Annotated in this window: 21 protein-coding genes and 2 tRNA genes; 7 read left to right on the top strand and 16 right to left on the bottom strand. The window is 69.6% G+C overall.

Going from position 1 to position 25,650, the window contains the following annotated elements; translation table 11 throughout:
• On the top strand, positions 1 to 340 hold a 340-nt coding region (locus DC432_RS05320; RefSeq protein ID WP_116536991.1), incomplete at its 5' end, for a DUF3459 domain-containing protein.
• A 68-nt stretch (positions 341 to 408) separates the two neighbouring features.
• Here the strand turns inward: DC432_RS05320 and DC432_RS05325 are convergent.
• Together DC432_RS05325 and DC432_RS05330 are read right to left on the bottom strand one after the other, a co-directional pair.
• Positions 409 to 1,059, bottom strand: coding sequence for a response regulator (locus DC432_RS05325; RefSeq protein ID WP_116536992.1), 651 nt, complete (start codon positions 1,057 to 1,059; stop codon positions 409 to 411).
• On the bottom strand, positions 1,056 to 2,693 hold the full coding sequence (locus DC432_RS05330) for a sensor histidine kinase (protein WP_347707118.1): 1,638 nt from the start codon (positions 2,691 to 2,693) through the stop codon (positions 1,056 to 1,058). The genes DC432_RS05325 and DC432_RS05330 overlap by 4 nt, the downstream gene beginning before the upstream one ends.
• Positions 2,694 to 2,885: 192 nt before the next feature.
• On the opposite strand from DC432_RS05330, the gene DC432_RS05335 reads away from it, so the two are divergent.
• Positions 2,886 to 4,412 carry a CitMHS family transporter gene (locus DC432_RS05335; RefSeq protein ID WP_116536993.1) on the top strand — a complete coding sequence of 509 codons (1,527 nt, stop codon included), beginning with the start codon at positions 2,886 to 2,888 and terminating at the stop codon, positions 4,410 to 4,412.
• Positions 4,413 to 4,482: 70 nt separating this feature from the next.
• Here the strand turns inward: DC432_RS05335 and DC432_RS05340 are convergent, their stop codons facing one another.
• From DC432_RS05340 to DC432_RS05380, 8 genes are all read right to left on the bottom strand, one after another.
• Complete coding sequence (locus DC432_RS05340) at positions 4,483 to 6,168, bottom strand: DUF4832 domain-containing protein (RefSeq protein WP_116536994.1); 1,686 nt, start codon at positions 6,166 to 6,168, stop codon at positions 4,483 to 4,485.
• A gap of 303 nt (positions 6,169 to 6,471) precedes the next feature.
• A complete protein-coding gene (locus DC432_RS05350; protein ID WP_279304103.1) occupies positions 6,472 to 10,902 on the bottom strand; it encodes a family 43 glycosylhydrolase in 4,431 nt (1,476 codons plus the stop codon).
• 185 nt (positions 10,903 to 11,087) lie between these two features.
• On the bottom strand, positions 11,088 to 12,122 hold the full coding sequence (locus DC432_RS05355) for a LacI family DNA-binding transcriptional regulator (protein ID WP_116536995.1): 1,035 nt from the start codon (positions 12,120 to 12,122) through the stop codon (positions 11,088 to 11,090).
• On the bottom strand, positions 12,115 to 13,650 hold the full coding sequence (locus DC432_RS05360) for a sugar ABC transporter ATP-binding protein (RefSeq protein ID WP_243393040.1): 1,536 nt from the start codon (positions 13,648 to 13,650) through the stop codon (positions 12,115 to 12,117). Before DC432_RS05360 ends, DC432_RS05355 begins: the two co-directional genes overlap by 8 nt.
• Before the next feature lie 77 nt (positions 13,651 to 13,727).
• Complete coding sequence (locus DC432_RS05365) at positions 13,728 to 14,747, bottom strand: ABC transporter permease subunit (protein WP_108317924.1); 1,020 nt, start codon at positions 14,745 to 14,747, stop codon at positions 13,728 to 13,730.
• A complete protein-coding gene (locus tag DC432_RS05370) occupies positions 14,747 to 15,790 on the bottom strand; it encodes an ABC transporter permease (protein ID WP_116536996.1) in 1,044 nt (347 codons plus the stop codon). Before DC432_RS05370 ends, DC432_RS05365 begins: the two co-directional genes overlap by 1 nt.
• Positions 15,787 to 17,373 carry a sugar ABC transporter ATP-binding protein gene (locus tag DC432_RS05375; RefSeq protein WP_243393041.1) on the bottom strand — a complete coding sequence of 529 codons (1,587 nt, stop codon included), beginning with the start codon at positions 17,371 to 17,373 and terminating at the stop codon, positions 15,787 to 15,789. Before DC432_RS05375 ends, DC432_RS05370 begins: the two co-directional genes overlap by 4 nt.
• 118 nt (positions 17,374 to 17,491) lie before the next feature.
• Complete coding sequence (locus tag DC432_RS05380) at positions 17,492 to 18,478, bottom strand: ABC transporter substrate-binding protein (protein WP_116536997.1); 987 nt, start codon at positions 18,476 to 18,478, stop codon at positions 17,492 to 17,494.
• Between the two features lie 272 nt (positions 18,479 to 18,750).
• On the opposite strand from DC432_RS05380, the gene DC432_RS05385 reads away from it, so the two are divergent.
• Together DC432_RS05385 and DC432_RS05390 are read left to right on the top strand one after the other, a co-directional pair.
• Positions 18,751 to 19,443, top strand: a complete 693-nt coding sequence (locus DC432_RS05385; protein ID WP_207770756.1) for a hypothetical protein — start codon at positions 18,751 to 18,753, stop codon at positions 19,441 to 19,443.
• Between the two features lie 10 nt (positions 19,444 to 19,453).
• Positions 19,454 to 20,014 carry a flavin reductase family protein gene (locus DC432_RS05390; RefSeq protein WP_116536998.1) on the top strand — a complete coding sequence of 187 codons (561 nt, stop codon included), beginning with the start codon at positions 19,454 to 19,456 and terminating at the stop codon, positions 20,012 to 20,014.
• 23 nt (positions 20,015 to 20,037) lie between these two features.
• Here DC432_RS05390 and DC432_RS05395 read toward each other — a convergent pair whose 3' ends face one another.
• Complete coding sequence (locus DC432_RS05395) at positions 20,038 to 20,928, bottom strand: DUF808 domain-containing protein (RefSeq protein WP_116536999.1); 891 nt, start codon at positions 20,926 to 20,928, stop codon at positions 20,038 to 20,040.
• A gap of 176 nt (positions 20,929 to 21,104) precedes the next feature.
• Here DC432_RS05395 and DC432_RS05400 point away from each other — a divergent pair, with 176 nt between their 5' ends.
• From DC432_RS05400 to DC432_RS05410, 3 genes are all read left to right on the top strand, one after another.
• The gene (locus DC432_RS05400; protein ID WP_116537000.1) at positions 21,105 to 21,695 is read left to right on the top strand and encodes a molybdopterin-dependent oxidoreductase; all 591 of its coding nucleotides are present in this window, start codon (positions 21,105 to 21,107) and stop codon (positions 21,693 to 21,695) included.
• Positions 21,692 to 22,420, top strand: a complete 729-nt coding sequence (locus DC432_RS05405) for an FAD-binding oxidoreductase (protein WP_116537001.1) — start codon at positions 21,692 to 21,694, stop codon at positions 22,418 to 22,420. Before DC432_RS05400 ends, DC432_RS05405 begins: the two co-directional genes overlap by 4 nt.
• 145 nt (positions 22,421 to 22,565) lie before the next feature.
• Positions 22,566 to 22,943: a PH domain-containing protein gene (locus DC432_RS05410; protein WP_116537002.1), complete on the top strand. Its 378-nt coding sequence runs from the start codon at positions 22,566 to 22,568 to the stop codon at positions 22,941 to 22,943.
• 188 nt (positions 22,944 to 23,131) lie between these two features.
• On the opposite strand, the gene DC432_RS05415 is transcribed toward DC432_RS05410, so the two are convergent.
• The 5 genes from DC432_RS05415 to DC432_RS05435 all read right to left on the bottom strand — a co-directional run bounded on the left by DC432_RS05415 (position 23,132) and on the right by DC432_RS05435 (position 25,626).
• Positions 23,132 to 23,220 (bottom strand) — tRNA-Ser (locus DC432_RS05415).
• Positions 23,221 to 23,313: 93 nt separating this feature from the next.
• On the bottom strand, positions 23,314 to 24,516 hold the full coding sequence (locus DC432_RS05420) for an LCP family protein (protein ID WP_243393042.1): 1,203 nt from the start codon (positions 24,514 to 24,516) through the stop codon (positions 23,314 to 23,316).
• A 246-nt stretch (positions 24,517 to 24,762) separates the two neighbouring features.
• Positions 24,763 to 25,035 (bottom strand): type II toxin-antitoxin system RelE family toxin, encoded by a 273-nt coding sequence (locus DC432_RS05425; RefSeq protein WP_116537004.1) that lies wholly within the window; start codon positions 25,033 to 25,035, stop codon positions 24,763 to 24,765.
• Complete coding sequence (locus DC432_RS05430) at positions 25,032 to 25,316, bottom strand: type II toxin-antitoxin system Phd/YefM family antitoxin (protein ID WP_207770757.1); 285 nt, start codon at positions 25,314 to 25,316, stop codon at positions 25,032 to 25,034. The genes DC432_RS05425 and DC432_RS05430 overlap by 4 nt, the downstream gene beginning before the upstream one ends.
• Before the next feature lie 225 nt (positions 25,317 to 25,541).
• Positions 25,542 to 25,626: transfer RNA gene (locus DC432_RS05435), tRNA-Ser, on the bottom strand.
• Positions 25,627 to 25,650 lie beyond the last annotated feature (24 nt).

Consider the following 25,650-nt stretch of genomic DNA (forward strand, 5'->3'; position numbering starts at 1 on the left):
GGGCGATCAGCGCGCGGTGCGGCCGGAGTTCCCGGCATCCCCCGCCCAGGTCGACGACGTCGACGAGGCGATCCTCGAGGCGCACCGCGCGCTGATCGCCCTGCGCCGCCGCAAGGCGTGGCTGTGGCGTGCCCACACCGACGTGATCGAGGTCGCGAACACCGCGATCGCCCTGCGCACCGCCATCGGCGACGACGCCGTGGTGGTCGCCCTGAACATCGGCGACGACCCGGTGACGCTTCCGGCCGCCGACGCCCGCGAGCGCGTCGCGGGCGACGGGAACCTGGTCGACGGGCGCGTCGAGCTCGGGCCGCGCGGGTGGGCGGTGTTCGAGGCCTGAGCCGGTGAGCCCCGGTCGATGTCGACGGGCTCGACGGCTCCGCGCGCTCCGGCCCCTGAGCCGCGACGTCAGCCGCCCGCGCGGAAGCGGTGCTCGGGCCGTCCCGTGCTGCCGTAGCGCAGGCCCACCTGCACGACGCCCCGCTCGGCAAGAGTGGTCAGGTGACGCTGCGCGGTGGCGCGCGAGACGCCGATGCGTTCGGCCACCTCGGCCGCCGAGGCCTCGTCCGTCCCGAGGGCGGCGAGCACGCTCTGCTCCGTCGTCGACCGCGCCAACGAGGGTCCCTCGCGCTCTCCGCGCATGACGGATGCCGCGCGGTCCACGTCGTCCTGCGACAGGGGCCGCCCCGCGGCGAGCAGGTTGCGATAGCGCGCGAAGCGGTCCAGTCGCTCCGCGAGCACGCGGGTGTCGAACGGCTTCACCAGGTAGGCGAGGGCTCCGGCCGAGAACGCGCGGCGCACGGTCGCGGCATCCGTCGCCGCCGACAGCACGAAGGCGTCCGCGTCGAGGGAGCGCACGAACTCGATCCCGTCCCCGTCGGGCAGGTAGACGTCGGCCAGCACGAGGTCGGGTGCGTGCGCGGCGACCGCGGCACGCGCTTCACCGATCGTGCGCGCGGGCTCCAGGGCGACGAACCCCGCCCGCGCCGCGACCGCGTCGCGGTGAAGTCCCGCGACACGGAAATCGTCGTCGACCACCAGGACCCGGATGCCGCTCACGCGCCCTCCCCCTCTCGAACCGTCTCGTCCACCCGGCGTCGCACGCCCGGCAACCGCGCGGCCACGACCGCGCCGTGCCCCGCCCCGCCCGGATCGACGACCCACACCTCGCCGCCGCGGCGTCGCGCGAACTCCCGCGAGAGCGGCAGGCCGATACCCAGGCCGTGCACGGCGTCGACGTCGTCGCCGCGCTCTCGCGGCGCGAAGATCGCATCGACGTCGTCGATGCCCCCGCCCGAGTCGGACACGGTCACGACGACCGCGTCGGCATCGTCGAGCACGCTGACCTCCACGGCGCGGGGCGGCGGCGCGGATGCCGCGGCGGTGACCGCGTTGTCGATCAGATTCCCGAGCACGGCGACGACGTCCTCGACCTCGTCGATCGGGGTGCGCGAGAACGTGTCGTCGGCGATGCGCAGGACCACCCCGCGCTCGCGGGCCGACAGCGCCTTGGCCCCCAGGAACGACTGCAGCATCGCGTCGTCGACGAGCTCGATGCCGGGCACGGCCCAGTCGACGGACCCACGGTCCACGAGATCGGCGAGGAAGGCGCGCGCCTCGTCGACGCGCCCGGCGTCGAGCAGCCCCACGGCGGCGTGCAGACGGTTGGCGTTCTCGTGCCGCTGCACGCGCAGCGCGTCACCCATCGCGCGCACGCTGTCGAGGCGCCCCGACAGTGCCATGACGTCGGTGCGGTCGCGCAGCACGGCCACCCGACCCAGGGTCCGCGCACCGCGGCGGACCGGGCGCACATCGACGAAGACGACCCGGTCGCCCAGCGGCAGGCCCGCCGAGGAGCCCACCCGCGACAGGGCGGCGGCGACCGCCGGGGGCAAGCCCAACGCATCGACCGGGCGGCCCACGGCATCCGTGATCCCCAGCAAACGCTCTGCTGCGGTGGTGCACACGCGCACGATCCCGGCGTCGTCGCACGCGAGGACTCCCTCGTCGGCCCCCTCGAGCACGGCGGTCTGCGTCTGCACGAGGGCGACGAGCTCTTCGGGCTGCACCCCCAGGGTCAGGCGCTCGAGGCGGCGACGCATCAGCAGGGCGACGACCGCGCCGATCGCCACGGCGAGCGCGACGGCGACCGTGATGCCGCCGACGAGCGCGGGGAGGTCGTCGAAGACGCTCGCCCGCTCGAAACCGACGCTCACCTCGCCCACCGGCGCACCCCCGTCCGGCGGGGAGATCGGCACCTTGGCGCGCGCCGACTCCCCCAGCGTGCCGGTCTCCCACGTGACGACCTCGCGACCGGCCAACGCGTCGGCGAAGCTCGTGCTCACGACCTGCCCGAGGCGGTCCGGATCGGGGTGGGCGAGACGGATGCCGTGGTCGTCGGTGATCACCACGAACAGACCCTGTGTGCGGTTGGTCACGTCGGCGGCGTACTGCTGCAGTGCTCCCCCGCGCAGGTCGGAGGCCGCGGGGGTACCCGGATCGGCGGAGTACGCGGTCACGAGCTGGCGGACGTCGGGGGCCTCGGCGACGGAGCGGGCGATGTTCAGCGCGGACGAATCGGCCTCGGCTTTCAGCTGCTGCACCCCCAGCCAGGCGAAGACCGCCGTGCACACGGCGACGACCACGAGCTGCGTGGCGACCTGGACGACGAGCATCCTCGTGGCGAAACGCACGCGCACCTCCGGGGCTCGGCATCGTCGACGTGCGGGGCGAAGCCCGCGAACGCGTGCGCGAAATGCGCAGAACACACGGTACGCGCATAACGCCCCTCAATGCGAGCAAGCGCGCGCGGTCCACCCCGGCCTGCGTAGTGTCACCGCATCGACGGCGCGTCCCGTGCCGGCATCCCCGACGAAGGAGTCGCGATGACCCCCCTGATCCTCTCGGCCGAAGCGGTCGAGTACGCGGTGGCTTATACGCCCGCCGACGGCGTGCTCGTCGCCCTCGGCTTCCTCATGGTCCTGTCGTTCATGGCGCTGATCATGACCCGCCGCATGACCCCCATGGTCGCCCTGATCGTCGTGCCGACGATCTTCGGCCTCATCGCCGGCGCCGGCTTCGGCCTGGGCGACATGGTGATCGACGCGATCGGCAAGATGGCCCCCACGGCCGCCCTGCTGCTGTTCGCGATCATGTACTTCGGCATCATGATCGACGTCGGACTCTTCGATCCGCTCATCCGCGTGATCACGCGCTTCCTGGGCGACGACCCGGCCAAGATCGTGCTCGGTACGGCGATCCTCGCGGGAGCCGTGTCGCTCGACGGCGACGGATCCACGACCTTCATCATCACCACCTCGGCGATGCTGCCGCTGTACCTGCGCCTGGGCATGAGCCCGGTCGTCCTGACCTGCGTCGCGGGTCTGATGAACGGCACGCTGAACATCGTCCCGTGGGGCGGACCGACCGTTCGCGCCGCGACCGCCCTGGGCCTGCAGCCCACCGACGTCTTCGTTCCGATGATCCCCTCGCTGCTGGCCGGCCTGGTCGTCGCACTCGCCTTCGCGTGGTTCCTCGGCCTGTCCGAGCGCAAGCGTCTCGCCGGTTCGATCGACACCGCCAAGATCGACGGCCCCGGCGGCTTCGGACGCCTGGGCGCGCCCAAGATCTTCCGCGGCGCGGAGCACAAGCCCGGCGCCCTCGCGTCGCTGCGCACCGGCAACGTGGTCACCGTCCGCGGCGGCCAGGGCGCCGTCGCCGCCCCGCAGTTGGTCGAGGCCGCCGACACGGCGATGGCCGACACCATGCTCGACCCCAACCGCGCGACGCTGCGCCCGAAGCTCATCTGGTTCAACCTCGCCCTGACCGTCGCGGTCATGGTGCTGCTGGTCATGGACCTGTTCCCGCTGGCGTTCGTGTTCATGGTCGGGGCCGCCCTCGCCCTCATCGTGAACTTCCCCAAGCTGCGCTCGCAGGCCGACGAGATCGTGGCGCACGCTCCGAGCATCGTGGGCGTGGTGTCGATGGTGCTCGCCGCCGGCGTCCTGGTCGGGGTGCTGAACGGCACCGGCATGGTCTCCGCGATGGCCGACTGGATCACGCAGGTGATCCCCTCGTCGATGGGTCCGTTCCTCGCGGTCATCACGGGCGTGCTCTCGATCCCGTTCACGTTCTTCATGTCGAACGACGCGTTCTACTTCGGCATCCTCCCGGTGCTGGCCGAGAGCGCGGCGAACTACGGCATCGCACCGGTCGAGATGGCCCGCGCCTCGATCACCGGTCAGCCCGTGCACCTGCAGAGCCCGCTGGTGCCGGCGATCCTGCTTCTCGTGTCGCTCGCCGGGGTCAACCTCGGCGACCACCACAAGAAGGTCCTGTGGCGCGCGACGGTCGTGTCGCTGGTCATGCTGGCGGTCGGCGTGCTCGTGGGGGCGGTGCCGCTGCTCGGCTGAGTCGGAAGCGACGATGGACGGGGGTCCGGATGCCACGGCATCCGGACCCCCGTTCTCGTCGGCGTGCCCGCTAGGACGGCGTCCGGCGGCCCCGTCTGCGCCCGATCACCGCGAACGCGGCGCCGGCCGCGAGAAGGAGGACGGCGAGGGTGGCGCCGAGCACGGTCGACGCGGCCCCGGTCTCGGGCAGGCGGTCGACGGGCGATCCAGGACGACTCGTCGACGGCGTCGACGTCGGGAGGGCGACCGCACCTTCGGCCGGGCCGGTGGGAGCGGGTGACACGCTCGGACCGCCCGGCGCGGAGGGCGCCGGGGTGGCCGCCCCGACCCGCACCACCTGTCCCAGGTCGTTACGTCCGGTGGAAGCATCCCATGTCCCCAGATTCGCCAGACGGATGGCGAAGCGGGAGTCAGCGGCGACCGATGGCTCCGCGGCGGGGAGGGCGAGCGAAACGCGATAGTCGCCGGGAGGGACCGTGCCGAGCGGAACGTCCAGGGTCACCCTCTGCCCGGCGGCCCAGGTGCGCGCATCGACGGGGACCGGGACGGTGATCTCGCGCTGGGGTCCGCTCAGAACGATTCGGACGGGACGCGGATTGTACGGCGCCGCCCACCCGTCGTTGCGAAGCGTTATCGACACCATCGCTGCCGGGCCGTCCACCACCCGCGAACTCTCGAGCACGAGACGATAGCCGAGTCGCCGCGACACCGCGTCGATGCCGTCCTGTCCCCAGGACTGGAGGACATCTCGGTTGTAGTCCTCGTTGAGGAAGCTGAAGTGGTACCGCTGCAATTCAGCCGCGGCCGATGGCCATGAGGATCGCGGTGCGTTCACGGCGCAGGTCTCTCCGCCCATCGGCAGGTACTTCGTCTCTTGAGCGAGGTAATCCTGGTCGAGTGTCAACGGGTCGGACTGGAAGGTTCCGAAGTCGTCGGGCGATGCCAGGAAGCAGTCGTTGTGATGACCGATACGCGCCGCGTTCGAGCCACCCCAGGCCTCGGCCGCGGAGAGCGCACCGGCCGTTCCGCTGGGTCTGTTGAGCGCCCGCTGCTTCGCCAGCATCGTACGCACCTGTACCGCCCGGTTCGCGGGAAGGGCCGCGAGAAGCGCCTCGACCACTTGCGTGCGCTTCGCCCAGTCCACGTCCGTCACCACCGAGGGGTCCGCCGGGTCGGCGACGAAGTGATCCGTGTAGTACCCCTCACCCCATAGCCCGATGAACCCCTGCTGCAGCGCCGCGATGACGTCGGTATTGGCGCGCAGCAGAGGAGTGAGCTGGGAGATGTGCGCGAGCACGCGCTCGACGGGTGCGTCGCCGTAGGGCGGGACGGGGGGTGCGCCCCCGCCCTGTGCGTAGGCGAAGCGAAGAATGACAGTGACGCCCGCCGCGCGCGCGACGGCGAAATCCGCGTCGAGGGCGGCGAGTACGACGGGATCGAGATCGGCGCCGACGTAGCGCTCGAGGTAGACGACCCGCAGGATCTGGGTGACCCCCCGGGCGCGCAGCGCCGTCAGTTCGCCCCGGTCGAGGGGCGTCCACCCCGAGCCGTCGGGGTAGGAATGCGTCTCGGTGTGGTGGTACCAGCCGCGGGCGGGATTGGCGATGACGGACGGATCTTCGGCGTAGACGACGGTCTTGTCGGATGGCGCCGCCGAACTCGGGAGGACGGGACCGCCGACGACGACAGCCGCGATCAGACCGACGGCGACAATGACCCGCGCGATACGGGCGGGAGCGGGGATGATGAGGGTCACGGGGTCTCCTGAGCCGGGTGCGGTCGTGTCCTCGGGAGAACCCGCTGACCCTGAACTTTCTCACCGTCCTCCTCAGCGGTTCGACGGGCGGGCGTCCACCCTTTCGGGGTGAGGTCGGCAGGCCTTGCATTCTCCGTCCGCCCGCGTCGGATGTCCGCCTCCGTCGCCGCGGGCGGGTGCACCTTCTTCACCCCGTTCCTCATCTTCTGGTCAGCTCCGCTTCGCCCGCACGTCTGCCCCGCAGAGCGACGATGCCGGCGCCGCACCCCCGGAAGGGTGCGACGCCGGCATCTTGTCGGCGGATCAGGCCGCGGCGCGGCGCGGGCGGCGCATCGCCCACAGGGCTCCGCCGGCGACCAGCAGCGACGCCGCGAGCAGGCCGGCACCCAGCGGCGCCTGCGCGCCGGTGGCGGCCAGCTGGCCCTTGGCGACGACCGTGATCCCGAGGTGCGGGAGCTCGGTGGCGTCGGCGCGGAATACGACGATCGAGTGCGCACCCGCGGGCAGGTTGCCCGGGATCTGCACCGAGAACGTCACGCGTCCGTTGGCGTCGGCGGCCGGGATCCCCGCGATGCGGATCGGGTCGCTTCGCAGCTCCGCCCGGATCTGCTCGCCGGCCTGCAGACCGGTGACGGTGACGATGACCGTCCCACCGCGCTCGACCGTCGAGGTCGAGGCCGCGACGACCGGGCCCGTCGACGCGGCCGAGGGCGACGCCGACGCGGTCGGGTTCGCCGTCGGGCTGGCCGTCGGGCTCACGGTCGGATTCGCCGTCGGGCTCACGGTCGGGTTCGCCGTCGGACTGGCCGTCGGGCTCGCGGTCGGGCTGGCCGTCGGGCTCACGGTCGGGCTGGCCGTCGGATTCGCCGTCGGGCTCGCGGTCGGGCTCGCGGTCGGGCTGGCCGTGGGGCTGGCCGTCGGCTGAGGCGTCGCGGGCACCTCGCGCGGGGCGACACTCGTCAGCGTCGGCGTCACGGGCTGGAACAGTCCGTCGGCGCCGATGGTGACGCGGTCGATCGTCGTCTCGCGGTTGGTGCCGTTGCCGCCGGGGATCGCGAAGCGGTGGTAGGCGATGTACCACTCGTCCGTGCCGGGCACGTTGATGATCGAGCTGTGCGCCGTGCCGAGGATGCCCTGTGACGGGTCCTTCTGCAGGAGCAGGCCGTGGAAGGTCCACGGTCCGTTGACGCTCGTGGACGTGGCGTATCCGACGCGGTAGTCGGGCGAACCGGTGTCGTCGATCGAGTACGTCAGGTGATACAGACCGTCGCGGTAGTTCATGAAGAGCCCCTCGCGGAATTCGGGCAGACCATCGATCCGCTTGATCGTGCCCGCCTTGATGCTCTTCATGTCGTCCGCGAGCTCACCGTAGACGGGGCTGCCGTTGCCCCAGAACAGGTAGTACTTGCCCGTCTGGGGGTCCTTGAAGGCCGCCGGGTCGATCGCCTGACCGCTGTTGACGCTCTCGCCGTTGGTGATCATCGGCTGCGCTTCCGCAGTGAACGGCCCCTCGGGGCTGTCGGCCACGGCGACACCGATCATCTTGCGGTTCGCGTTCGGTTCGTGACCGCTGAAGTAGAAGTAGTACTTCCCGCCCTTCTCGGTGATGGTCGGCGCCCACGCGTTGCCGGTCGCCCACGCAACGTTGCCGTTGGCGCCGTCGAGGGTGAGGAACGGCTTGTCCGACCGCGTCCAGTCGACGAGGTTCTTCGACTTCCAGACGTAGAAGGTGTTGCCGCCCCAGCCCGGGGTGCCGTCGGTCGTGGCGTAGATGTAGTACGTGTCACCGAACACCGCGATGTTCGGGTCGGCGTACAGCCCCGGCAGCACCGGGCTCTTCATCTCGACCGCCTTGAGCGTCCACACCACGTCCGCCTTGCCGTCCGTCTTGAGCGTGACCGTCATGGGCGTGCTCAGGTTGCGGACGGTGCCGGATGCCGGGGTGGCCGTCGTGCCCGTGGCCGTTGCGAATGTCGGACGCAGCGTCGTCAGGTCGGTACCCGGCTTGACGGGGAACGTCACGGTGCGGTTGGCGGTGTCGACGAGGGGAGCGACCTTGAGCGCCGAGGGGTCCTGCAGGCTGATGTCGCCCAGGATCTCGGGGTTCCCCGACTGCTCGACGACTTCCTGCGGGCTCAGCGCGCGGTTGAAGAGCGCGAAGTCGCGCATCTGACCGCGGAAGAGGTTGTCGGCGTTGTACACCGACCTGCCCAGGTAGTTCGCCAGGGTCGAACCCCCGCCGATGTCGCCGGGACGCACGGTCACGTTGGTGTTCTCGGCGACCTGCTGGCCGTCGAGGTACAGGCGGGCCGTGCTGCCCTTCAGGGTGTAGGTGAGGTGGACCCACTGGCCGCGCGGCAGAGCCGCTCCGGCCGTGGCGTTCTGCTCGCCCGTCCAGTTGCCCGTGGTCAGGGCGCCCCGGTACTGACCGTCACCCGTCGAGAACAGGTAGCCGTTGCCCTCGCCGTTGCCCCCGGTGTTGCCGAACCCGTAGAGGAAGTAGGGGTTCCGCTGGGCGGGGTCGATGCGCAGCTCGGTCTCGACGGTGAAGTCGTTCATGCCCACCAGGACGTTGTCCGGCAGATCGACGTAGTCGTCGGTCCCATCGAAGGTCAGCGCGCCACCGGCGAACGTCGCTCCGCCCTGCACCTGCGCGTCACGTCCCGCTCCCGAGCGGTCGTGAAGAACCGCGCCGGGCGCATCGGTGAAGTCGTAGTGCAGGATCTCCCCGTTCGCGTTGGCCTGCAGCGGCTGCGGCAGGTTGGCGCGCAGCGCGGCGAGCTCGGCTGCCGTCACCGGCATGACCGTTCCGTGACGCGGGCTGGCGGGCAGACGGTAGGTGGCCGGCACCTGCCAGTTCGGGTCGGCGATGTCGGTGGTGGCCAGCGGGATGTATCCGCGTCCGCCGTACTCGTCGACGAAGAGGTAGTACTTGTCGCCGTTGACGTCGCCCGGGTTGGCCTTGAAGATGCTGGGACCCTCGACCGCTCCCGTACCGGCGTTGCGGCCGATGCACGAGGTGACGCTCTTCCACTGGTCCAGCGGCGCCGTCAGCACGGGCGAACTCTCCTGGATGATGTCGCTGCACCCGGTGGTGCCGGCGCCCTCGTCCTTGGTGAAGCGCTGGTAGACGCCGTCGGCCTTGATGACGGTGGAGTCGATGCGCGACATCCCGTCCTGCCAGATCTTCGTGTCGCTGAACGTCACGAAGTCGCGCGTGGTCGCGTACAGCATGCGGTTGTAGCTGTTCGTGGTGTGGTTCGGGTCGTTCTCGGGGTAGAGCTGCGAGGCCCAGAACACGACGTACTCGCCGAGGGTCTCGTCGTAGTACGCCTCGGGCGCCCAGGTGTTCCCGGCCGTGTCCGGCGAGACCTTCACGTGGCGCTGCGCGCTCCAGGTGACGAGGTCGTGGGACTCCCAGACTTCGAGGTACTTCGAGCCCTGCCGCTGCGCGCGACCCCAGTCGCCGTTGCGACCGATCGAGAGGTCGGTGGCGATCAGGTAGAACGTGTCGCCCTCGGGAGAGCGGATGAGGAACGGGTCGCGCAGGCCCTTCTCGCCGAACGTCGACGTGAGCGTGGGCTGTCCGCCGTTGAGCTCCGTCCACGACAGGGCGTTGTTGCCGTTGCTCGCCGCAAAGTAGATGTTCTCGCCCGCGACGGAGTTCCCGGTGAAGTAGGCGAAGGTGTAGCCCTCGAACGGTCCGATGTCGGCGGCCTTGCGAACCGCGGCAGAGAACGTGCGCTTCTGCGTGGTGGCGTTCTTGGTGATGGATGCCGTCAGCTCGACCGTCGTGTCGGCGTCGCGCCGCGTCACGGTACCGTCGGCCGCGATCACGTCGCCGTTCGCCGAGGTCCACGTGACCGGGAGCCCCTGGGAGCTCTTCGGCAGCGTGAGGTTGCCGCGCACGTCGTCGATGTTCGTGACGGTGAGGGCCGAGAGGGCGCTCGCGACCGCGGCACCGTCCTCGGGGGTCTTCACCAGGCCCTGCACCTGCGTGGCGCTCAGGGCACCGTCGTACAGGCGGAAGTCGCGGATGCTGCCGGCCAGAAGGTTGTCGAGACCGTAGTTCGAGCGACCGAGGTAGTTGCTCGCCGTCTTGCCTCCGCCGATCGCTCCGGGCGTCGATGTGACGGCGCGGTTCTCGGCGACCTGCCGACCGTCCACGTACAGGCGTGCGGTCTGCGTCGGGGCGTCCAGAGTGTAGGTGACGGTCTTCCACACACCGCGCTCGAGATCGGCTCCGCTGCGCGTCTCCTGCTCGGTGGTCCAGTTGCCCAGCGCGATGCCGGCACGAGCCGGGTTCCCCGTCGAGAACAGGTACCCGTCGCCGACGTTGCCGGTCGTGTTGCCGAGACCCCACAGGAAATAGTTGCCGGCCTGCTCCGCGCGCACGATGACGTCGGCGCTGACGGTGACCGAGGTGAGCCCCTGGAGAACATCGTCGGGGAGCTTGACGTAATCGTCGACGCCATCGAGGCGCACGCCGTCGGCGCCCGCGAGAGTGGGGCCGCCGACCAGGGTCGCGTTCTTGTCGTGGCCGGACGCGTCGTGCGCGACCGTTCCACTCGTCTCGTCCAGGGGATACGAGAGCACGAGCTGCGGGTCGGTCTCGGCGGCGCCGGCCCCGAGCGGGACGGTGAGGGGTGCGGCCACCAGGGCGGCGACGACCGGGACGGTCAGCGCCCACAGGGGCGTGCGGCGTGGGGGCGCCGCGGAGGGAGTGAATGGCACGGGGGCGGGGTCCTCTCGTGATTGCGTCTTCGCAGAACCATCGACGTCGACGGTCCCCGCTATGTTAGCGCTCACACTCACCGTCACAACAGGGCCGTCGTGACGGAACGGTGACGACCGGCGCATGGCGCGACCACCGGCAGCCGGGGCGGCCGCCCACTATGACGGCCGCGCCGCGCCGCGCGTCAGCGCGAGGAACGCGTGACGGGTCGCTCGATGGGCGCGGAGTCGCGCACGATCAGGCGCGTCGGAAGGGGCGTGCTCTCGCTCACCGTGTCCGGTTCTTCGACCGCGAGGAGCACCTTCTGCATGAGGATCTCGCCAAGGGCGGCGAAGTCCTGGCGGACGGTCGTCAACGACGGATAGAGGAACGCCGCCTCGGGCACATCGTCGATGCCGACCACGCCGACGTCCTCGGGAACCCGCACCCCGCGCTCGCGAAGCGCCGACAGCACGCCGATGGCCATGTGGTCGTTCGCGACGAAGATGCCCTCCCCCGGTGCGATGTCGGCCTCGCCTGCGATCCGGTAACCGCTCGCGGCCGACCAGTCGCCGTGGACCACGCCCATGGCTTCGCTCCGGGATGCCGCGAGCTCGTCCCTCCAGCCCCGCAGACGTTCGACGGCGTCGGGGTTGCGCGCCGGTCCGGCGATGTGGCGGATGGGGCCGTAGCCCGCTTCGCGCAGGTGCCGCACGGCGCTGCGCGCGGCACGATACTGGTCGATCGCCACCAGGCGCGGGTGCGGGCGGCTGGTGGTCGCGACGGCGACGAGCGGAATGTCGAGCTCGAGGGCCTGGACCGCCGCGAGCACTTCGGTGTCCACGACGATGAGGACGATGGCATCCACTCGCTGCTTGAGAAGACCGTCGATCGCGGAGCGAACCGCGGCGACCTCGTTCTCGGGGGAGCTGATCGCGTCGACGTTGTACCGGGCGGCGCGGGCGGCGAAGTTGAAGTTCATCGCGATCGACGACGGGCCGTAGTCGACCGACCCCGGCTGGACGAGGCCGATGGTGCGGGTGCGTCGCGTGACCAGAGCGCGCGCCGCCGGGGACGGGCTGTAACGCAGCTGGGCGATCGCCTGCTCGACGCGGGCGCGGGTCGCCGGGCGCACGTTCGGCATGTTGTTGAGCACGCGCGACACCGTCTGGTGGGACACCCCGGCGAGTCGTGCGACGTCGAAGATGTTGGCGGTACGTGCGGGTTTGTCGTCAGTCATCGGCGCCCGCCTCCGGACTCTCGGGCTTGGCCACGAGAGCCAGGAGGGCGTCAGGTGTCAGGTCGACGGCGGGCACGATCTGCGCGACGACGCCGTCGCGCATGACCGCGACCAGGTGCGCGACGCGCAGCACCTCGTCGAGCTCCGCCGAGATGTAGATGATCGAGAGTCCGTTGTCGGACAGCTCGCCCACCAGACGCTGGATCTCGGCCTTGGCGCCGACATCGATCCCGCGCGTCGGCTCGTCGAGCACGATCACCCGCGGGGACAGGGCCAGCAGTCGCGCGAGCAGCACCTTCTGCTGGTTGCCGCCCGACAGCGTCGACACCGGTCGGTCGATGTCGGTGGGTCGGATGTGCAGCGCCTCGACCCAGCTGTGCGCGAGCTCGCGGCGGCGGGCGGTGCTCAGACGGTGGAAGATGCCGCGCTGCGCCTGCAGTGCGAGGCTGATGTTGTCGAGAACACTCAGGTCGCCGATGACGCCCTCGGTGCGACGGTTCTCGGACGAATAGGCGATGCGCTGCGCGATCGCGTCACGCGGCGAGGTGAGGCGGACGGGCTGGCCGTCGATGGTCACGTCACCCGTCGTCGGGCGGTCGACGCCGGTGAGCGCGCGCGCCAGCTCGCTGCGGCCGGACCCGAGAAGGCCCGCCACCCCGATGACCTCGCCCTCGCCGAGGTCGATGTCGGCCTCCCTCAACCGAGGGCCCGAGGCGATCCCGCGGGCGCTGATCACCGAGGGGCTGCCGTCGTCGTCGAGCACGCGCTGCCCGATCGGCGCGAGCGACGCCGCAGCGGCGCCCAACATCTTCTCGACGAGGTCGATACGCAGCAGCTCGCGCGTGGCGTACTCGCCCACGAGGCGACCGCCGCGCAGAACCGTGACCCGATCGCAGATCTCGTAGACCTGGTCGAGGAAGTGCGAGACGAAGACCACCGCGATACCGGTCTCTTTGAGCTCGCGGATGACGCGGAAGAGCTCGGCGACCTCATCGGCGTCGAGGCTCGAGGTCGGCTCGTCGAGCACCAGGACCTTGACGTCGACCGACACGGCCCGCGCGATCGCGACGAGCTGCTGGATCGCGAGGGGGTGCGACGACAGCACCGAGGCCGGGTCGATCTCGACGCCGAGCGCGGAGAGGGCCGCTGCGGCGTGCTCGCGCATCGCGGCGTGATCGATGATCCCCCAGCGGCGGGGCTCACGACCCAGCCAGATGTTCTCGGCGACCGTGAGGTTGGGCAGCAGGTCGATCTCTTGGTAGACCGTGGAGATACCGGCGGCCTGCGCCTCGGCGGGGGAGGAGAAACGGCAGCGCACCCCGTCGACCAGGATGTCGCCGGAATCCAGCCGCAGTGCGCCGGTGATGGCCTTGATGAGCGTGGACTTGCCGGCGCCGTTCTCGCCCATGAGCGAATGCACCTCGCCGGCGCGGAGCAGGAAGTCGACGCCCGACAGGGCGGACTCGACGCCGAAACGCACCGACGCCCCGCGCACCTCGAGGAGGGGCGGGGCGACGGTGGCGGGCATGAGGTACATCATGCCTCGCGCGACGCGAGAGCGCTAACACCGCGGGGCGTGTTCTCGGCCGCCGCGGCGCGAGCGGGTCAGCGACTGAGGGCGGAGCGCGAGACGATCACCCGCTGGACGACCACGAAGAGCAGCAGCAGCGCACCGACCGTGATGCGGGTCCACGACTGCTCGGCACCCGAGAACGAGATGATCGTGCGGATGAGGCCGTAGACGAAGACACCGATCATGGAGCCCACCACGAACCCGCTGCCGCCCGTCAGCAGCGTGCCGCCGATGACGACCGCGGCGATGGTGTCGAGCTCGGTGCCCACGCCGTTCAGCGGGTAACCGGCGCCGGAGTACGCCGTCAGGACGATCCCCGCGAGACCGGCGCAGATACCGCTGATGACGTACACCGCCAGCTTCGCTCGCACCACCGGAAGACCCATCAGACGAGCCGACTGCTCGTTGCCGCCGACAGCGTAGACGGTGCGGCCGAAGCGCGTGTAGCGCAGCACGAACGCGGCGAGCGCGACCGTCAGCAGGGCGATGATGCCGGTCGGGGTGATGTACCACCCTGCGAACGAGAAGCGCGTCGACTGCAGCCACAGCAGGCCGTCGTTCTCGACCTTGATGGACTCGAGGCTGACCACGAAGGCGAGGCCGCGGGCCAGGAACATGCCCACGAGGGACGCGATGAACGGTTGCACGTCGAAGAACTGCACGAGCACGCCGATGAGCAGGCCGATCGCGGCGCCGATGAGCACCATCGCGGGGATCGCGACCGCGACCGGCACGCCGTCGCCCAGCATCTTGGCGCAGAGGATGCCGGTGAAGGCCATGACCGCCCCCACCGACAGGTCGATGCCCCCGGTGAGGATGACGAAGGTCATGCCCACGGCCAGGACGAGCAGGTACGCGTTGTCGAGCAGGATGGACGACAGGATGCGGTTCAGCTGGAAGTTGGGGAAGTACCACATCGAGCCCGCGATCATCAGCACGAGGATGACGACGGCGGCGAACACCGGGACCCACGAGATGTGGCGGCTGAGGAAACGGCGGTACGAGCCCGCGGGGGACGACGCGACGCGTCGGTCTTCAGTGAGAGTGACCATCAGGACAGCACCTTTGCGTCGGGACGTCGGGTGAGGGGACGCAGCGCGTTGCGACCGGCCGTCTGGAAGAAGGCGCGGAAGCGGGGCGACTGCAGGAGCACGACGATGAGCACGGCCGCGGCCATGAACACCGGGCTGACGGCGGGCGGGACACCCAGGAAGGTGATGGTGCTCTTGAGCGTCTGGATCGTGAACACGCCCACGACGGTGCCCGCCAGGCTGAACTTGCCGCCCGCCAGCGAGGTACCCCCGAGGACGACCGCGAGGATGGCATCCAGTTCGATGTAGAGACCGGCGGCGTTCGCGTCGGCAGCCATGATGTTCGAGCTGTAGAGGATGCCGGCGATACCGGCGAGGATTCCGCTCGCGATGTACGCGCCCCAGATGATGCCGCGGGAGCGGACACCGGCCAGTCGGCTCGCCTCGGGGTTGATGCCGACGGCCTCGGTGAGCATGCCGAGGGCCGTGCGACGCTCGAGTACACCGACGATGATCACGGCGGCGATCGCGACGAAGAAGGCGAACGGCAGACCGAAGACGTAGCCACCGGCGATGAACTTGTACGGGTCGCTGTTGATGGTCGTGATGAAGCCGCCCGTGATCAGCAGGGCGACGCCGCGGCCGGCGAGCATCAGCACGAGTGTGGCGATGATCGGCTGGATGCCGAGCACCGACACGAGGAAGCCGTTCCAGACGCCGAGCAGCAGAGCCACCCCGACGGCCGCGGCGATGGCGGTGAAGACCACGCCGAGGTTGCCGGGATCCGGCGAGGCCTCGATGACGGTGAGGGCGACCGCACCGGACACCGCCATGATGGCGCCGACCGACAGGTCGATGCCGCGCGTCGCGATGACCAGGGTCATACCGAGGGCGACCAGCATCAGCGGAGCGCTGTTGCGGAGGATGTCGATCAGCGACCCGTAGAACTGTCCGTTCTGCATCGTGATGCTGAGGAACGACGGGCGCGAGATCGTGTTGACGGCGATCAGCGCCACGAGGGCCGCGATCGGCCAGACGAGGCGGTGGCTGAGGAATTTCTTCATGCGATCTTCTCCCGATCGGACGACAGTGTCTCGGGCGTGGGGTGCGGTCCTGCGGCGGTGACCGCCTCGGACTGGCCTTCGGCGATGTAGGCGACCAGCCCGTCGAGGTCGACGTCACGGGTGGCCAGCTCGCCGATCTTACGACGGTCGCGCAGAACGGCGACACGCTGAGCGAGACGCAGCACCTCTTCGAGCTCCGAGGAGATGAAGATGACCGCCAGTCCCTTCTCGGCGAGCTCGGCCACCTTGCGCTGGATGTCGGCCTTGGCGCCGACGTCGATGCCGCGGGTCGGCTCGTCGAGGATCAGCAGCTCCGGGGCGGTGGCGAGCCACCGCGCGAGCAGGACCTTCTGCTGGTTGCCACCGGAGAGGTTGCGGATGAGCGCGTTCGGATTGGCCGGGCGTACGCCCAGCGCGGTGATGTACTCGTCGACGATCGCCGCCTTCTCGGCCGCGCTGATGCGGCGCAGGGCGCCGCGACGAGCCTGCACGCCGAGGATGATGTTCTCGGCGACGGTCAGGTCGCCGACGATGCCCTCGGCGCGACGGTCCTCGGACGAGAACGCGACGCCGCGGTCGAGGGCGTGACGCGGAGAGCCCAGGCGTGCGCCGGTACCGCTGACCTCGAGGCGACCGTCATCGGCGCGGTCCGCGCCGGCGATGAGACGAGCGAGTTCGGTGCGGCCCGAGCCGAGCAGACCCGCGAGCCCGACCACCTCGCCGGGATAGACGTCGAGGTCGACCGGTTCGAGGGCGTTCTTGCGGGCGAGCGAGACCGCGTGCAGCACGGGGGTGCCGGAGCGGTCGATGGCTCGCTCGGCGCTGGCCGAGATGGCATCCAGTTCGCCCAGCTCACGCCCGATCATCTTGGCGACGAGCTGTTCGCGGCCGAGCTCCTCGACGGGGTACTCCCCCACGAGGGTGCCGTTGCGCAGCACGGTGAGTCGGTCCGAGATCTCGTAGATCTGGTCGAGGAAGTGCGAGACGAAGAGGATCGCGACACCGCGATCGCGCAGATCGCGGATGACGCCGAACAACTGCTCGACCTCACCGCGGTCGAGGCTCGAGGTGGGCTCGTCCAGCACCAGGACCTTGGTGTCGACGACCATGGCGCGGCTGATGGCGACGAGCTGCTGGACGGCGATCGAATGGCTGGCGAGGATCGAACGCGTGTCGATATGGACGCCCAATTCGGCGAGGTACTTCGCGGCGGCGGCGTGCGTGGCCTTCCAGTCCAGCATGCCAGCGCGGCGGATCTCGTTGCCGAGCATGACGTTCTCGCCGACCGTGAGGTTCTGACAGAGGTTGACCTCTTGGTAGACCGTCGCGATTCCCGCGGCCTGAGCGTCGGCGGTGGAGCGGAACTGCCGCTCCTGCCCGTCGACGCGGATCGTCCCCTCGTCGATGCCGTAGACACCCGTCAGGGCCTTGATGAGGGTGGACTTTCCGGCGCCGTTCTCTCCCATGAGGGAGTGGACCTCGCCGGCGTAGAGCGTGAAGTCGACGCCGTCGAGCGCCTTCACACCGGGGAACTGGATGCTGATGCCGCGCATGGCGACGACGGCAGCACGTTCGGAAGTCATGTCCGACCGCTTTCTGAAGAGTCATGGGGTGTGCGGGGCCGGTCGGGGAGTCCGGCCCCGCACACCGGGGGAGGTTGCGTCGGGCGTCGGGGAACGCCGTCAGCGGGGGGGGTCTGGATCAGTAGGGGCGGCTGTCCAGGACCTTCTTGGCCTGCTCCTGGTCGAAGGCCTGGTCCTCGACGATGTAGCTCTTGTCGACGGACTCGCCGGCGACGACCTTCTTGACGACCTCAGCCGTCTTCTCACCCAGCAGCGGGTTGCACTCGACGATGTAGTTGAACTCGCCGTTCGCCAGGGCGGTCATGCCGTCCTTGACCGCGTCGATCGTGACGATCTTGATGTCGGTGCCGGGCTTGAGACCCGCGGCCTTGATGGCCTCGAGGGCACCGAGGCCCATGTCGTCGTTGTGCGCGAAGAGCACGTTGATCTGCGAGCCGTACTTCTGCAGGAAGCCCTCCATGACGGTCTTGCCGTCGGCGCGGGTGAAGTTACCGGTCTGCGAGTCGAGCACCTTGATGTCGGTGCCGGCGATCGCGGAGTCGAAGCCCGACGCGCGGTCGGTCGCGGCCGACGAACCGGTCGTGCCCTCGAGGACGACCAGGTTGGTGGGCGCGGAGCCGAAGTTGTCGGCGACCCACTTGCCCGCGGTCTCGCCCTCCTTCTTGAAGTCCAGGCCGATCCAGCTGGCGTAGAGGTCCTTCGAGGCCGAGACCGTGCGGTCTTCGAGGATGACCGGCATGTTGGCGTCCTTCGCCTCCTGCAGCACGTCGTCCCAACCGTCGGTGACGATGGGGGCGAGCACGATGGCGTCCACACCCTGGTTGATGAAGCTGCGCACCGCGGCGATCTGCGCCTCGGGCTTGTTGTCGGCCGCGTTGAAGACGAGGTTGAAGCCGTTGGCCTCGCTGAACGCCTCTTTCATGGACTCGGTGTTGGCGCTGCGCCAGCCGCTCTCGGAGCCGGTCTGAGCGAAACCGACCGTGATGACGCCGTCGCCACCGCCGTTGCCACCCGCCGCGGCACCGCCGCCGCCCGCGCAACCGGTCGCAGTCAGGGCCAGAGCGCCCAGGAGCGCGACTCCCGCGATGATCTTCTTCGCCTTCATGGTGAAACCTCCTCGTTTCGCCGGCCACTGTGCCGGGTCATGTGATGCAGCTCTCGGGTGAGCCGTTGATGAATGTTAGCGCTCACACGGCGAGTCCTGTCAAGGAGGACTTGGCAACGGAATGGTCACGACGAGGCGCGAGGAGGGTGATGTGAAGCCTCACAAAAATGAGAACTGTATGAGAAATATGGCCCTGCCCTGCCGTTTTGGCAAGAGCCGCCCTACGTTTCCGAGCAGCGACGACGCCGTCGCTCTTCCCGAAGGAGAAACCGATGACGGACATCCCCCGATCCCGCACCCGCTCGCTCCGCCGCCTCGTCCTGGCCGGAGCCTTCGCTCTGGCCGCGGCGCTGACCCCGGTGGTGGTGAACGCCGCCCCCGCCGAAGCAGCCGGGCGCCTCACGTACACGCTGTACGAAGAGGCATCCCCCACCGCCGACCAGGCCGACGCCTACGCGCGGATCCGCGCCGCGATGGACGCCGCCGTCGCGCGATACAACGAATTCAGCGACTTCGACCGGCACCTGAACGTCTACTACGTGCCGGGCGTACCCACCGCCGAGGCGAGCATCGACGGCACCATCCGCTTCGGCGAGAACCGCGGCTTCATGCAGGAGCGCACCGCGCTGCACGAGATCTCGCACACCGTCGGCAACGGCACCGCCGACGCCTGGTACGCGATGTGCCAGAACGGACAGTGGACGGGACCGAACGCGAAGGCCAAGCTCGCCGAATTCGACGGCGCCGGGGCCGTGCTCAACTGCGGCGGCTCGCACATCTGGCCCTACGGACTCAACTACGACGACGAGATGTCCGACGTCAACGCCGACCGCCACGTGCAGATCATTTGGGCGATGATCGCCGACGGTATGTTACAGCTCGCGACATGCGGGTCCGGTCCCTCGCGACCGGCCCGCATGTCGCGATGTTTCCTCGTCGGCGCCGCGACCGTGACGAGCGGCTAGCGTCGAAGGCATGACCTCGCTCCCCCACAACACCCCCGAGAGCACGCCCGCCATCGGCACCTCGGTCTCGGCGGACGACTTCAAGCGCGCTTTCCGGGGCCACCCGGGCGGCATCGCCGTGATCACCGCCTACGGCGAGCACGGCCCCGTCGCCCTCACGGCCTCGTCGGTCTCGTCGGTCAGTGCCGACCCGCCGCTGCTGATCTTCTCGGTCTCGGCCCTGTCGTCGGCGACGCCCACGATCATCGCGGCCGACACCATCGTGGTGCACCTGCTCGACGCCGAAGACATCGGTCTCGCACGCGCGGGTGCCACCAGCGGCCTGGACCGCTTCGCCGACACCTCGACGTGGTCGCGCCTGGCGACCGGCGAGCCGGTCTATCACGGTGTGCGAGCCTGGCTGCGTTGCAAGATCGTCAGCCGGATGGATGCCGGCGGCTCCACCGTCATCGCCGCGCAGGCGCTTCAGGTCGACGTCGAGCGCGACCTCGAACCCGGCGAGCCGGGGTCCGCCCTGGTCTACCACAACCGCTCCTGGCACCGCCTGGGCGAGCACTCGCGCCTCGACTGACGGGCCGCGGCGCCCGCTCGCGATCAGTGGGCGGCGGGGGCTCCTCGCCGCACCAGGCGCTGGATCCCCGTGACGACCGCGACGATGATCAGTCCGAGCACGAGGCCGAAGACCGCCGACATCGCCGTCTCGACGATCCACACGACGACGGGACCCGCCGCCTCGATCGCGTGCGTGACCAGGTGGACCACGTCGTAGGGACCGTGCCAGAACGTCTCGGCGAGGTTCTGCAGCACGAGGTGACCCCCCACCCACAGCATCGCGACGGTACCGACGATGCTGATGATGCGGAACACGGTTGGCATGGATGCCACGACCCGGGCCCCGAACCGGCGCACGCCGCGCGACTCGCTCTTCATGAAGCGCAGACCGATGTCGTCGATCTTGACCAGCAGGGCGACGGCGCCGTAGACGACGACCGTCATGGCCAGACCGATGACGAGCAGCGCGCCCAGCGTCATCCAGATCCCGAAGCCGGGATCCAGGCTCGTCAGAGCGATCAGCATGATCTCGGTGCTGAGGATGAGGTCTGTGCGCACCGCACCGAAGACCAGCTTCTTCTCGTCGCGCGGGGCGTCCTCGTCGTGCGCCTCGTGATGCACGCCGAACCACTCGAGCACCTTCTCGGCGCCCTCGAAGCACAGGAACCCACCGCCGATGATGAGCAGGAACGGCAGGACCCACGGGGCGAAGGCGGTCAGCAGCAGCGCGATCGGGATGATGATCACGTACTTGTTGATGATGCTGCCGAGCGCGATCTTCCACACCACGGGGAGCTCGCGCGCGGGCGTCAGCCCCTGCACGTACTGGGGCGTCACGGCCGCGTCGTCGATCACGACGCCGGCCGTCTTGGCGCTGGCGCGCATGGCGGCGCTGAGGATGTCATCGACGACGGCGAGCAGACCGACCGACATGCGTTCTTCTCCCGGGGACGAGGGTGCGGTCACGTGCGGGCCGCGCACTCGAGACTATCGGGCGCACGTCGACGCCGAGAGGGCATCGCGCGCGGGTCGCGGCATCCCTCCCTGTCGAGGCGGGACCGACCGTCGCTAGGGTGAAGCCAGCGCTGTGATCGAGTGAAGGGGATGCCATGTCGTTCATCACCCGCGGGTTCTCGGGCCGCCGCCGCGAGCGCGACCCGAGGCTGCCGCCCGGCCAGACGTCGGTGAGTGACTGGCCGGTGCTCTCGGCGGGCCCGACTCCGGCCGTCGCCGCGGACAGCTGGGAATTCGTCATCGGCACCGAGAACGGCGTGCACCAGTGGAGCCGCGCCGACCTCGAGGCCCTGGGCGTGGACGACATCACCGTCGACATCCACTGCGTCACCCACTGGACCCGGTTCGACATGCCGTGGCGCGGGGTGTCGCTGGACCGGCTGTTCGCCGAGGTCGAGACCGACCACCGGTACGCGATGGTGCACTCCTTCGGCGGGTACACCACGAACCTCGCTCTGGACGACCTGCTCGGTGGCAGGAGCTGGATCGCCTTCGAGGCCGACGGCGCTCCGCTCACCCCCGAGCACGGTGGACCCGCCCGACTGCTCGTGCCGCACCTGTACTTCTGGAAGAGCGCGAAGTGGGTGCAGGGCCTGGTCACCATGCCCGCCGACAAGCCCGGCTTCTGGGAGCAGAACGGCTACCACCTGCACGGCGACCCGTGGCGCGAGGAACGATACGGGTGAGCCGCCGGACGGCATCCTGGCACGCAGCGACCGTCGTCGGAACGCGACCCGAGACGACCACCGCCCGCCGGATCGAGTTGGACGTGCCCACCTGGCCCGGCAACGACGCGGGGGCGCACCTGGACGTGCGACTGACCGCGCCGGACGGCTATCAGGCGAGCCGGTCGTACTCGGTCGCCTCGTCGGGCGAGGGCACGCGGATCGTGCTCGCGGTGGACGAGGTGCCCGACGGCGAGGTGTCGCCCTTCCTCGTCCACGAGCTGCGCGGCGGAGACCGCCTCGAGGTGCACGGTCCGCTGGGGGCGTTCTTCGTGTGGACGCCGTCGGACGATCCCTCGCCCGTCCAGTTGATCGCGGGCGGCTCCGGGGTGGTCCCGCTGTTCGCGATGGCATCCGCGCACGTCGAGGCGGCGGACGCGACGGAGTTCCGCCTGCTGTACTCGGTGCGGTCCCCGGACGACGTGTTCTTCGCCGAGGAGCTGCCCGCGCTCGCGACCTCGATCGATCTCGACGTCGTCTACACCCGAGCGGCGCCGCGCGACTCCCCCGCCCCCGTGGGGCGACTGACTCCGGAGCGCCTGCGCGCTCTCACCCTTCCGCCCGAGCGTGCTCCGCGCGTCTACGTCTGCGGCCCCACCCCGTTCGTCGAGGCCGTCTCGCAGTGGTTGCTGGCGGACGGCCACAATCCGGCGCGCGTGCGCACCGAGAGGTTCGGAGGATCGTGATGGGCGTTCTCGACGGCAACGTCCTCGCCGGGCAGCTCGACGACCTCTTCGGAGGGGATGCCACGACCACGACCTCCGAGCGCGCGACCGTTCAGTAAGGTGTGGCTGACGTGTCGTGGGGGCACGCGGAACAGTGAGGACTCTCATGGTCGAGACCAGCCAGATTCTGTCGTGGACGTTGCAGCGCGAGATCGCGACACCGGATGACGTGCGCACGCTCCTGGTCGAGGGCGAGCAGGCCGTCGCGTCGTTCCAGACGTTTCGCGACTCTGCGACGTTCACGACCAAGCGCCTGATCGTCCGGGATGCCCAGGGGCTGACGGGGCGGAAGGTCGAGATCTACTCCCTGCCGTACTCGGCGATCGAGATGTGGTCTTCTGAGAACGCCGGTGGCCTGCTCGATCGGGATGCCGAGATCGAGCTGTGGACCAAGGTGGGACACATCAAGATCAAGGTCACCAAGGGTGCGGACATCCGGCGCCTGGACAGCCTCATCGCGTGGGCCGTCCTGCACAAGCACTAGCCCGACCCGTCCCGCGCGAGACGGCATCCTGCTGACACCTCGGTTGCAGGATGTCACCGGGTCATCGCGGAGATGCTGTCTCGACGAAGCCCGGAGAGGGAGACCCGGCGCCAGTGAGCGGAGCGGCGGAGGGCGGGTGAGGCGCCGTGCGGGACGCGAAAAGCCCCGGCGAACCGGGGCTTTTTCGGCGGAGACGGAGGGATTTGAACCCTCGGTCCCCTTACGGGGACTCCACCTTAGCAGGGTGGTGCACTAGGCCTGACTATGCGACGTCTCCAGGTGATCACGCTGTTCGCGCGAGCACACCGGTCCATACTAACCGGATGCCGCCCGGCATCCGAAACCGAGATCGGACGCCGGGCGGATCGTGTCAGCGGACGTTGCCGTTCGAGCAGGTGGCCTGGGCGGCGGTCTGACCGGCGATGCCGTCGGGCAGGACCACGGCGCCCGAGGTGGGGGCCGGGGTGGCCTGCGCGGACTCGGTCGGCGACGGGGCGGCCGTCTCGACCGGCGCGGGCGATTCGGACGGCGCCGGAGTGGCGCTCTCGTCGACGACCACGCCGTCGCCGTCACTGAGCTTGCCCGACAGTTCGAGCGGCTGGTTGGCGGCGAGCGCGGCCCACAGCGTGTCGGCGTCCTCGGTGTCGGGGACGACGCGGTTGGGGTTGTCGGGGTCGGTGTAGGTCGGGTACTGGATGAAGACGATCTCGCTGAAGGGGACGTCCTTGACCGCGGAGGCGATCTGCACGAGCGTCAGCGGGTTGGTCAGCGACGTCGACGGGTCGACGTTGCGCAGAGCGGTCGACGCGAGCTTGTAGAGCGTTGCGGGGTTCGACAGCACCTCTTGGCTCTTGAGCTTGTTCGCCAGGCGCGACATGTACTGCTGCTGGTTGGAGATGCGGCCGAGGTCGCCGCCGTCGCCGACGCCGTGACGGGTGCGGAGGAACTGCAGGGCGTCGAGTCCCTTCACCTGGCGGGTCCCGGCCGGCCAGTCGATGCCGGTGTAGGGGTCTTTGATGCCGTTCGCGATGCACACGTCGACGCCGCCGATCGCGTCGGTGATGTTGATGACGCCGCCGAAGCTCACCTTGGCGGCGAACGGGATCTCGAGACCGCTCAGCTCGGACACCGTCTGGACGACGCACGAGAGCCCGCCGTACATGAAGGCGCTGTTGATCTGCTGCTTGCGCATCGCGGAGTGCTCGACGCCGTCGGCATCCGTGCACGAGGGGATCGGAGCCATCAGGTCGCGCGGGAACGAGATGACCGTGACCCGACGCGGAGCGTCGGAGATGTGCACGAGCATGTTGACGTCGTTGAGGTTGCCCTCGGAGTCGGGACCCGAGCACCGGTCGCCGAAGTACTGGGCGAAGTCGGGTTCGCACTCATCGGTACCCACGAGCAGCATGTTCACCCCGCCCTTGAGCTCGCCCAGGTCGGGCGGGACGGCGGGCTGACCCTTGAGCTCGACGGCGTCGGCGGTGAAGCTGCGCGTCAGGTCGGCGGCGGCGTAGGCCAGGACGGTCCCGCCCGAGACCAGCACGACCGCCAGGAGGATCGCGACGCCGCGCATCAGTTGAGCGACGGGCCCGGGCGAAGTCAACCGCCCGTGACGTGCGACCGTGCGTTGACGGCGCGGGGTGATGTTCTTTCTCACTCGGGTCCTTCCGTGACGGATGCCGCCGGCCCGGCGACGCGTCGACCCGTGCGGCGAGGCCCGAGGTCGGAGCCATACTAGGGATCCCGTGCTGTGAATGCTGTGAAGATCGGGCGTTTCACCCGGCGTGACCCCCGTGTGGACGATCGCTTCGGTAGCGATTCAGCGACGGTAGGCGTCACGCCGATGGCTGATGGACACGATCTCGATCACGAGTCTGCGTTCGACGATCCGGTACAGAACTCGGTACTCTCCCCGCCGCGCCGAGAACAGCGGCGCCAGGGGTTCCCGGAGGGGTTTACCCACCCGGTACGGGCTCTGCGCGAGCGCGCCCACGATGAACTCGAAGGCGGCCGCAGCCACTTTCTCGGGAAGCTCGGACTCGAGGGCGCGTCGAGCCGCCCTCGTGAAGACGACCTCGTAACCGTCCGTCACGAGGACAGGCGCCCACGAGCGATCATCGCGGCGCGGACGTCGTCGACGCTCGAGACCTGCGACGACTCGAGGTCGGCAAGCCCTTCACGGAGCGCTTCGACCTCGTCGGGTCTGCTCAGCACGTCCACGGTCTCGAGGAGAGAGTCGTAGTCATCGGCGCTCAGCAGCACGGCCACTCGGTCGCCGTTGCGGGTGACATCGAATCGCTCGTGCGTCGTCACGGCGGAGTCGATGAGCTTGGACAGGTTGGCGCGAGCGTCCGCGAGAGAAAGCGTCGTCATGTACATAATTCTAGCGTCACCCGTTCGCGGCACTCTGGCGCATCAGCGAGAGAAGCCGATGGAGTCGCCCGCCTGCTCCGGCTCTCTCGGAAGCCCGCCCACGAGTGATCGACGCTGCCGTCACTCGCCGACGCCGACGACGTATCGAGGCGGCGCGCAGTCCGTCCACAGACGAAAACCCCGCCCGAACTCTCGTTCGGGCGGGGTTCGGCTGACGCCCATCGGCGGAGGGTGTGGGATTCGAACCCACGGGACATTGCTGCCCACTGGTTTTCAAGACCAGGTCCATCGGCCGCTCGGACAACCCTCCCGGACGCCCCGAGTCTACCCAGGG

It is taken from the genome of Microbacterium testaceum, assembly GCF_003075375.1.
GTDB lineage: Bacteria > Actinomycetota > Actinomycetes > Actinomycetales > Microbacteriaceae > Microbacterium > Microbacterium testaceum_E.

Coding starts and splice junctions, on each gene's coding strand:
- DC432_RS05355 (WP_116536995.1), bottom strand. CDS start 12,122: ATGACTGACGACAAACCCGCACGTACCGCCAACATCTTCGACGTCGCA.
- DC432_RS05365 (WP_108317924.1), bottom strand. CDS start 14,747: ATGGTCACTCTCACTGAAGACCGACGCGTCGCGTCGTCCCCCGCGGGC.
- DC432_RS05385 (WP_207770756.1), top strand. CDS start 18,751: ATGACGGACATCCCCCGATCCCGCACCCGCTCGCTCCGCCGCCTCGTC.
- DC432_RS05335 (WP_116536993.1), top strand. CDS start 2,886: ATGACCCCCCTGATCCTCTCGGCCGAAGCGGTCGAGTACGCGGTGGCT.
- DC432_RS05400 (WP_116537000.1), top strand. CDS start 21,105: ATGTCGTTCATCACCCGCGGGTTCTCGGGCCGCCGCCGCGAGCGCGAC.
- DC432_RS05395 (WP_116536999.1), bottom strand. CDS start 20,928: ATGTCGGTCGGTCTGCTCGCCGTCGTCGATGACATCCTCAGCGCCGCC.
- DC432_RS05410 (WP_116537002.1), top strand. CDS start 22,566: ATGGTCGAGACCAGCCAGATTCTGTCGTGGACGTTGCAGCGCGAGATC.
- DC432_RS05360 (WP_243393040.1), bottom strand. CDS start 13,650: ATGCCCGCCACCGTCGCCCCGCCCCTCCTCGAGGTGCGCGGGGCGTCG.
- DC432_RS05375 (WP_243393041.1), bottom strand. CDS start 17,373: ATGACTTCCGAACGTGCTGCCGTCGTCGCCATGCGCGGCATCAGCATC.
- DC432_RS05380 (WP_116536997.1), bottom strand. CDS start 18,478: ATGAAGGCGAAGAAGATCATCGCGGGAGTCGCGCTCCTGGGCGCTCTG.
- DC432_RS05420 (WP_243393042.1), bottom strand. CDS start 24,516: ATGCGCGGCGTCGCGATCCTCCTGGCGGTCGTGCTGGTCTCGGGCGGG.
- DC432_RS05370 (WP_116536996.1), bottom strand. CDS start 15,790: ATGAAGAAATTCCTCAGCCACCGCCTCGTCTGGCCGATCGCGGCCCTC.
- DC432_RS05430 (WP_207770757.1), bottom strand. CDS start 25,316: ATGACGACGCTTTCTCTCGCGGACGCTCGCGCCAACCTGTCCAAGCTC.
- DC432_RS05390 (WP_116536998.1), top strand. CDS start 19,454: ATGACCTCGCTCCCCCACAACACCCCCGAGAGCACGCCCGCCATCGGC.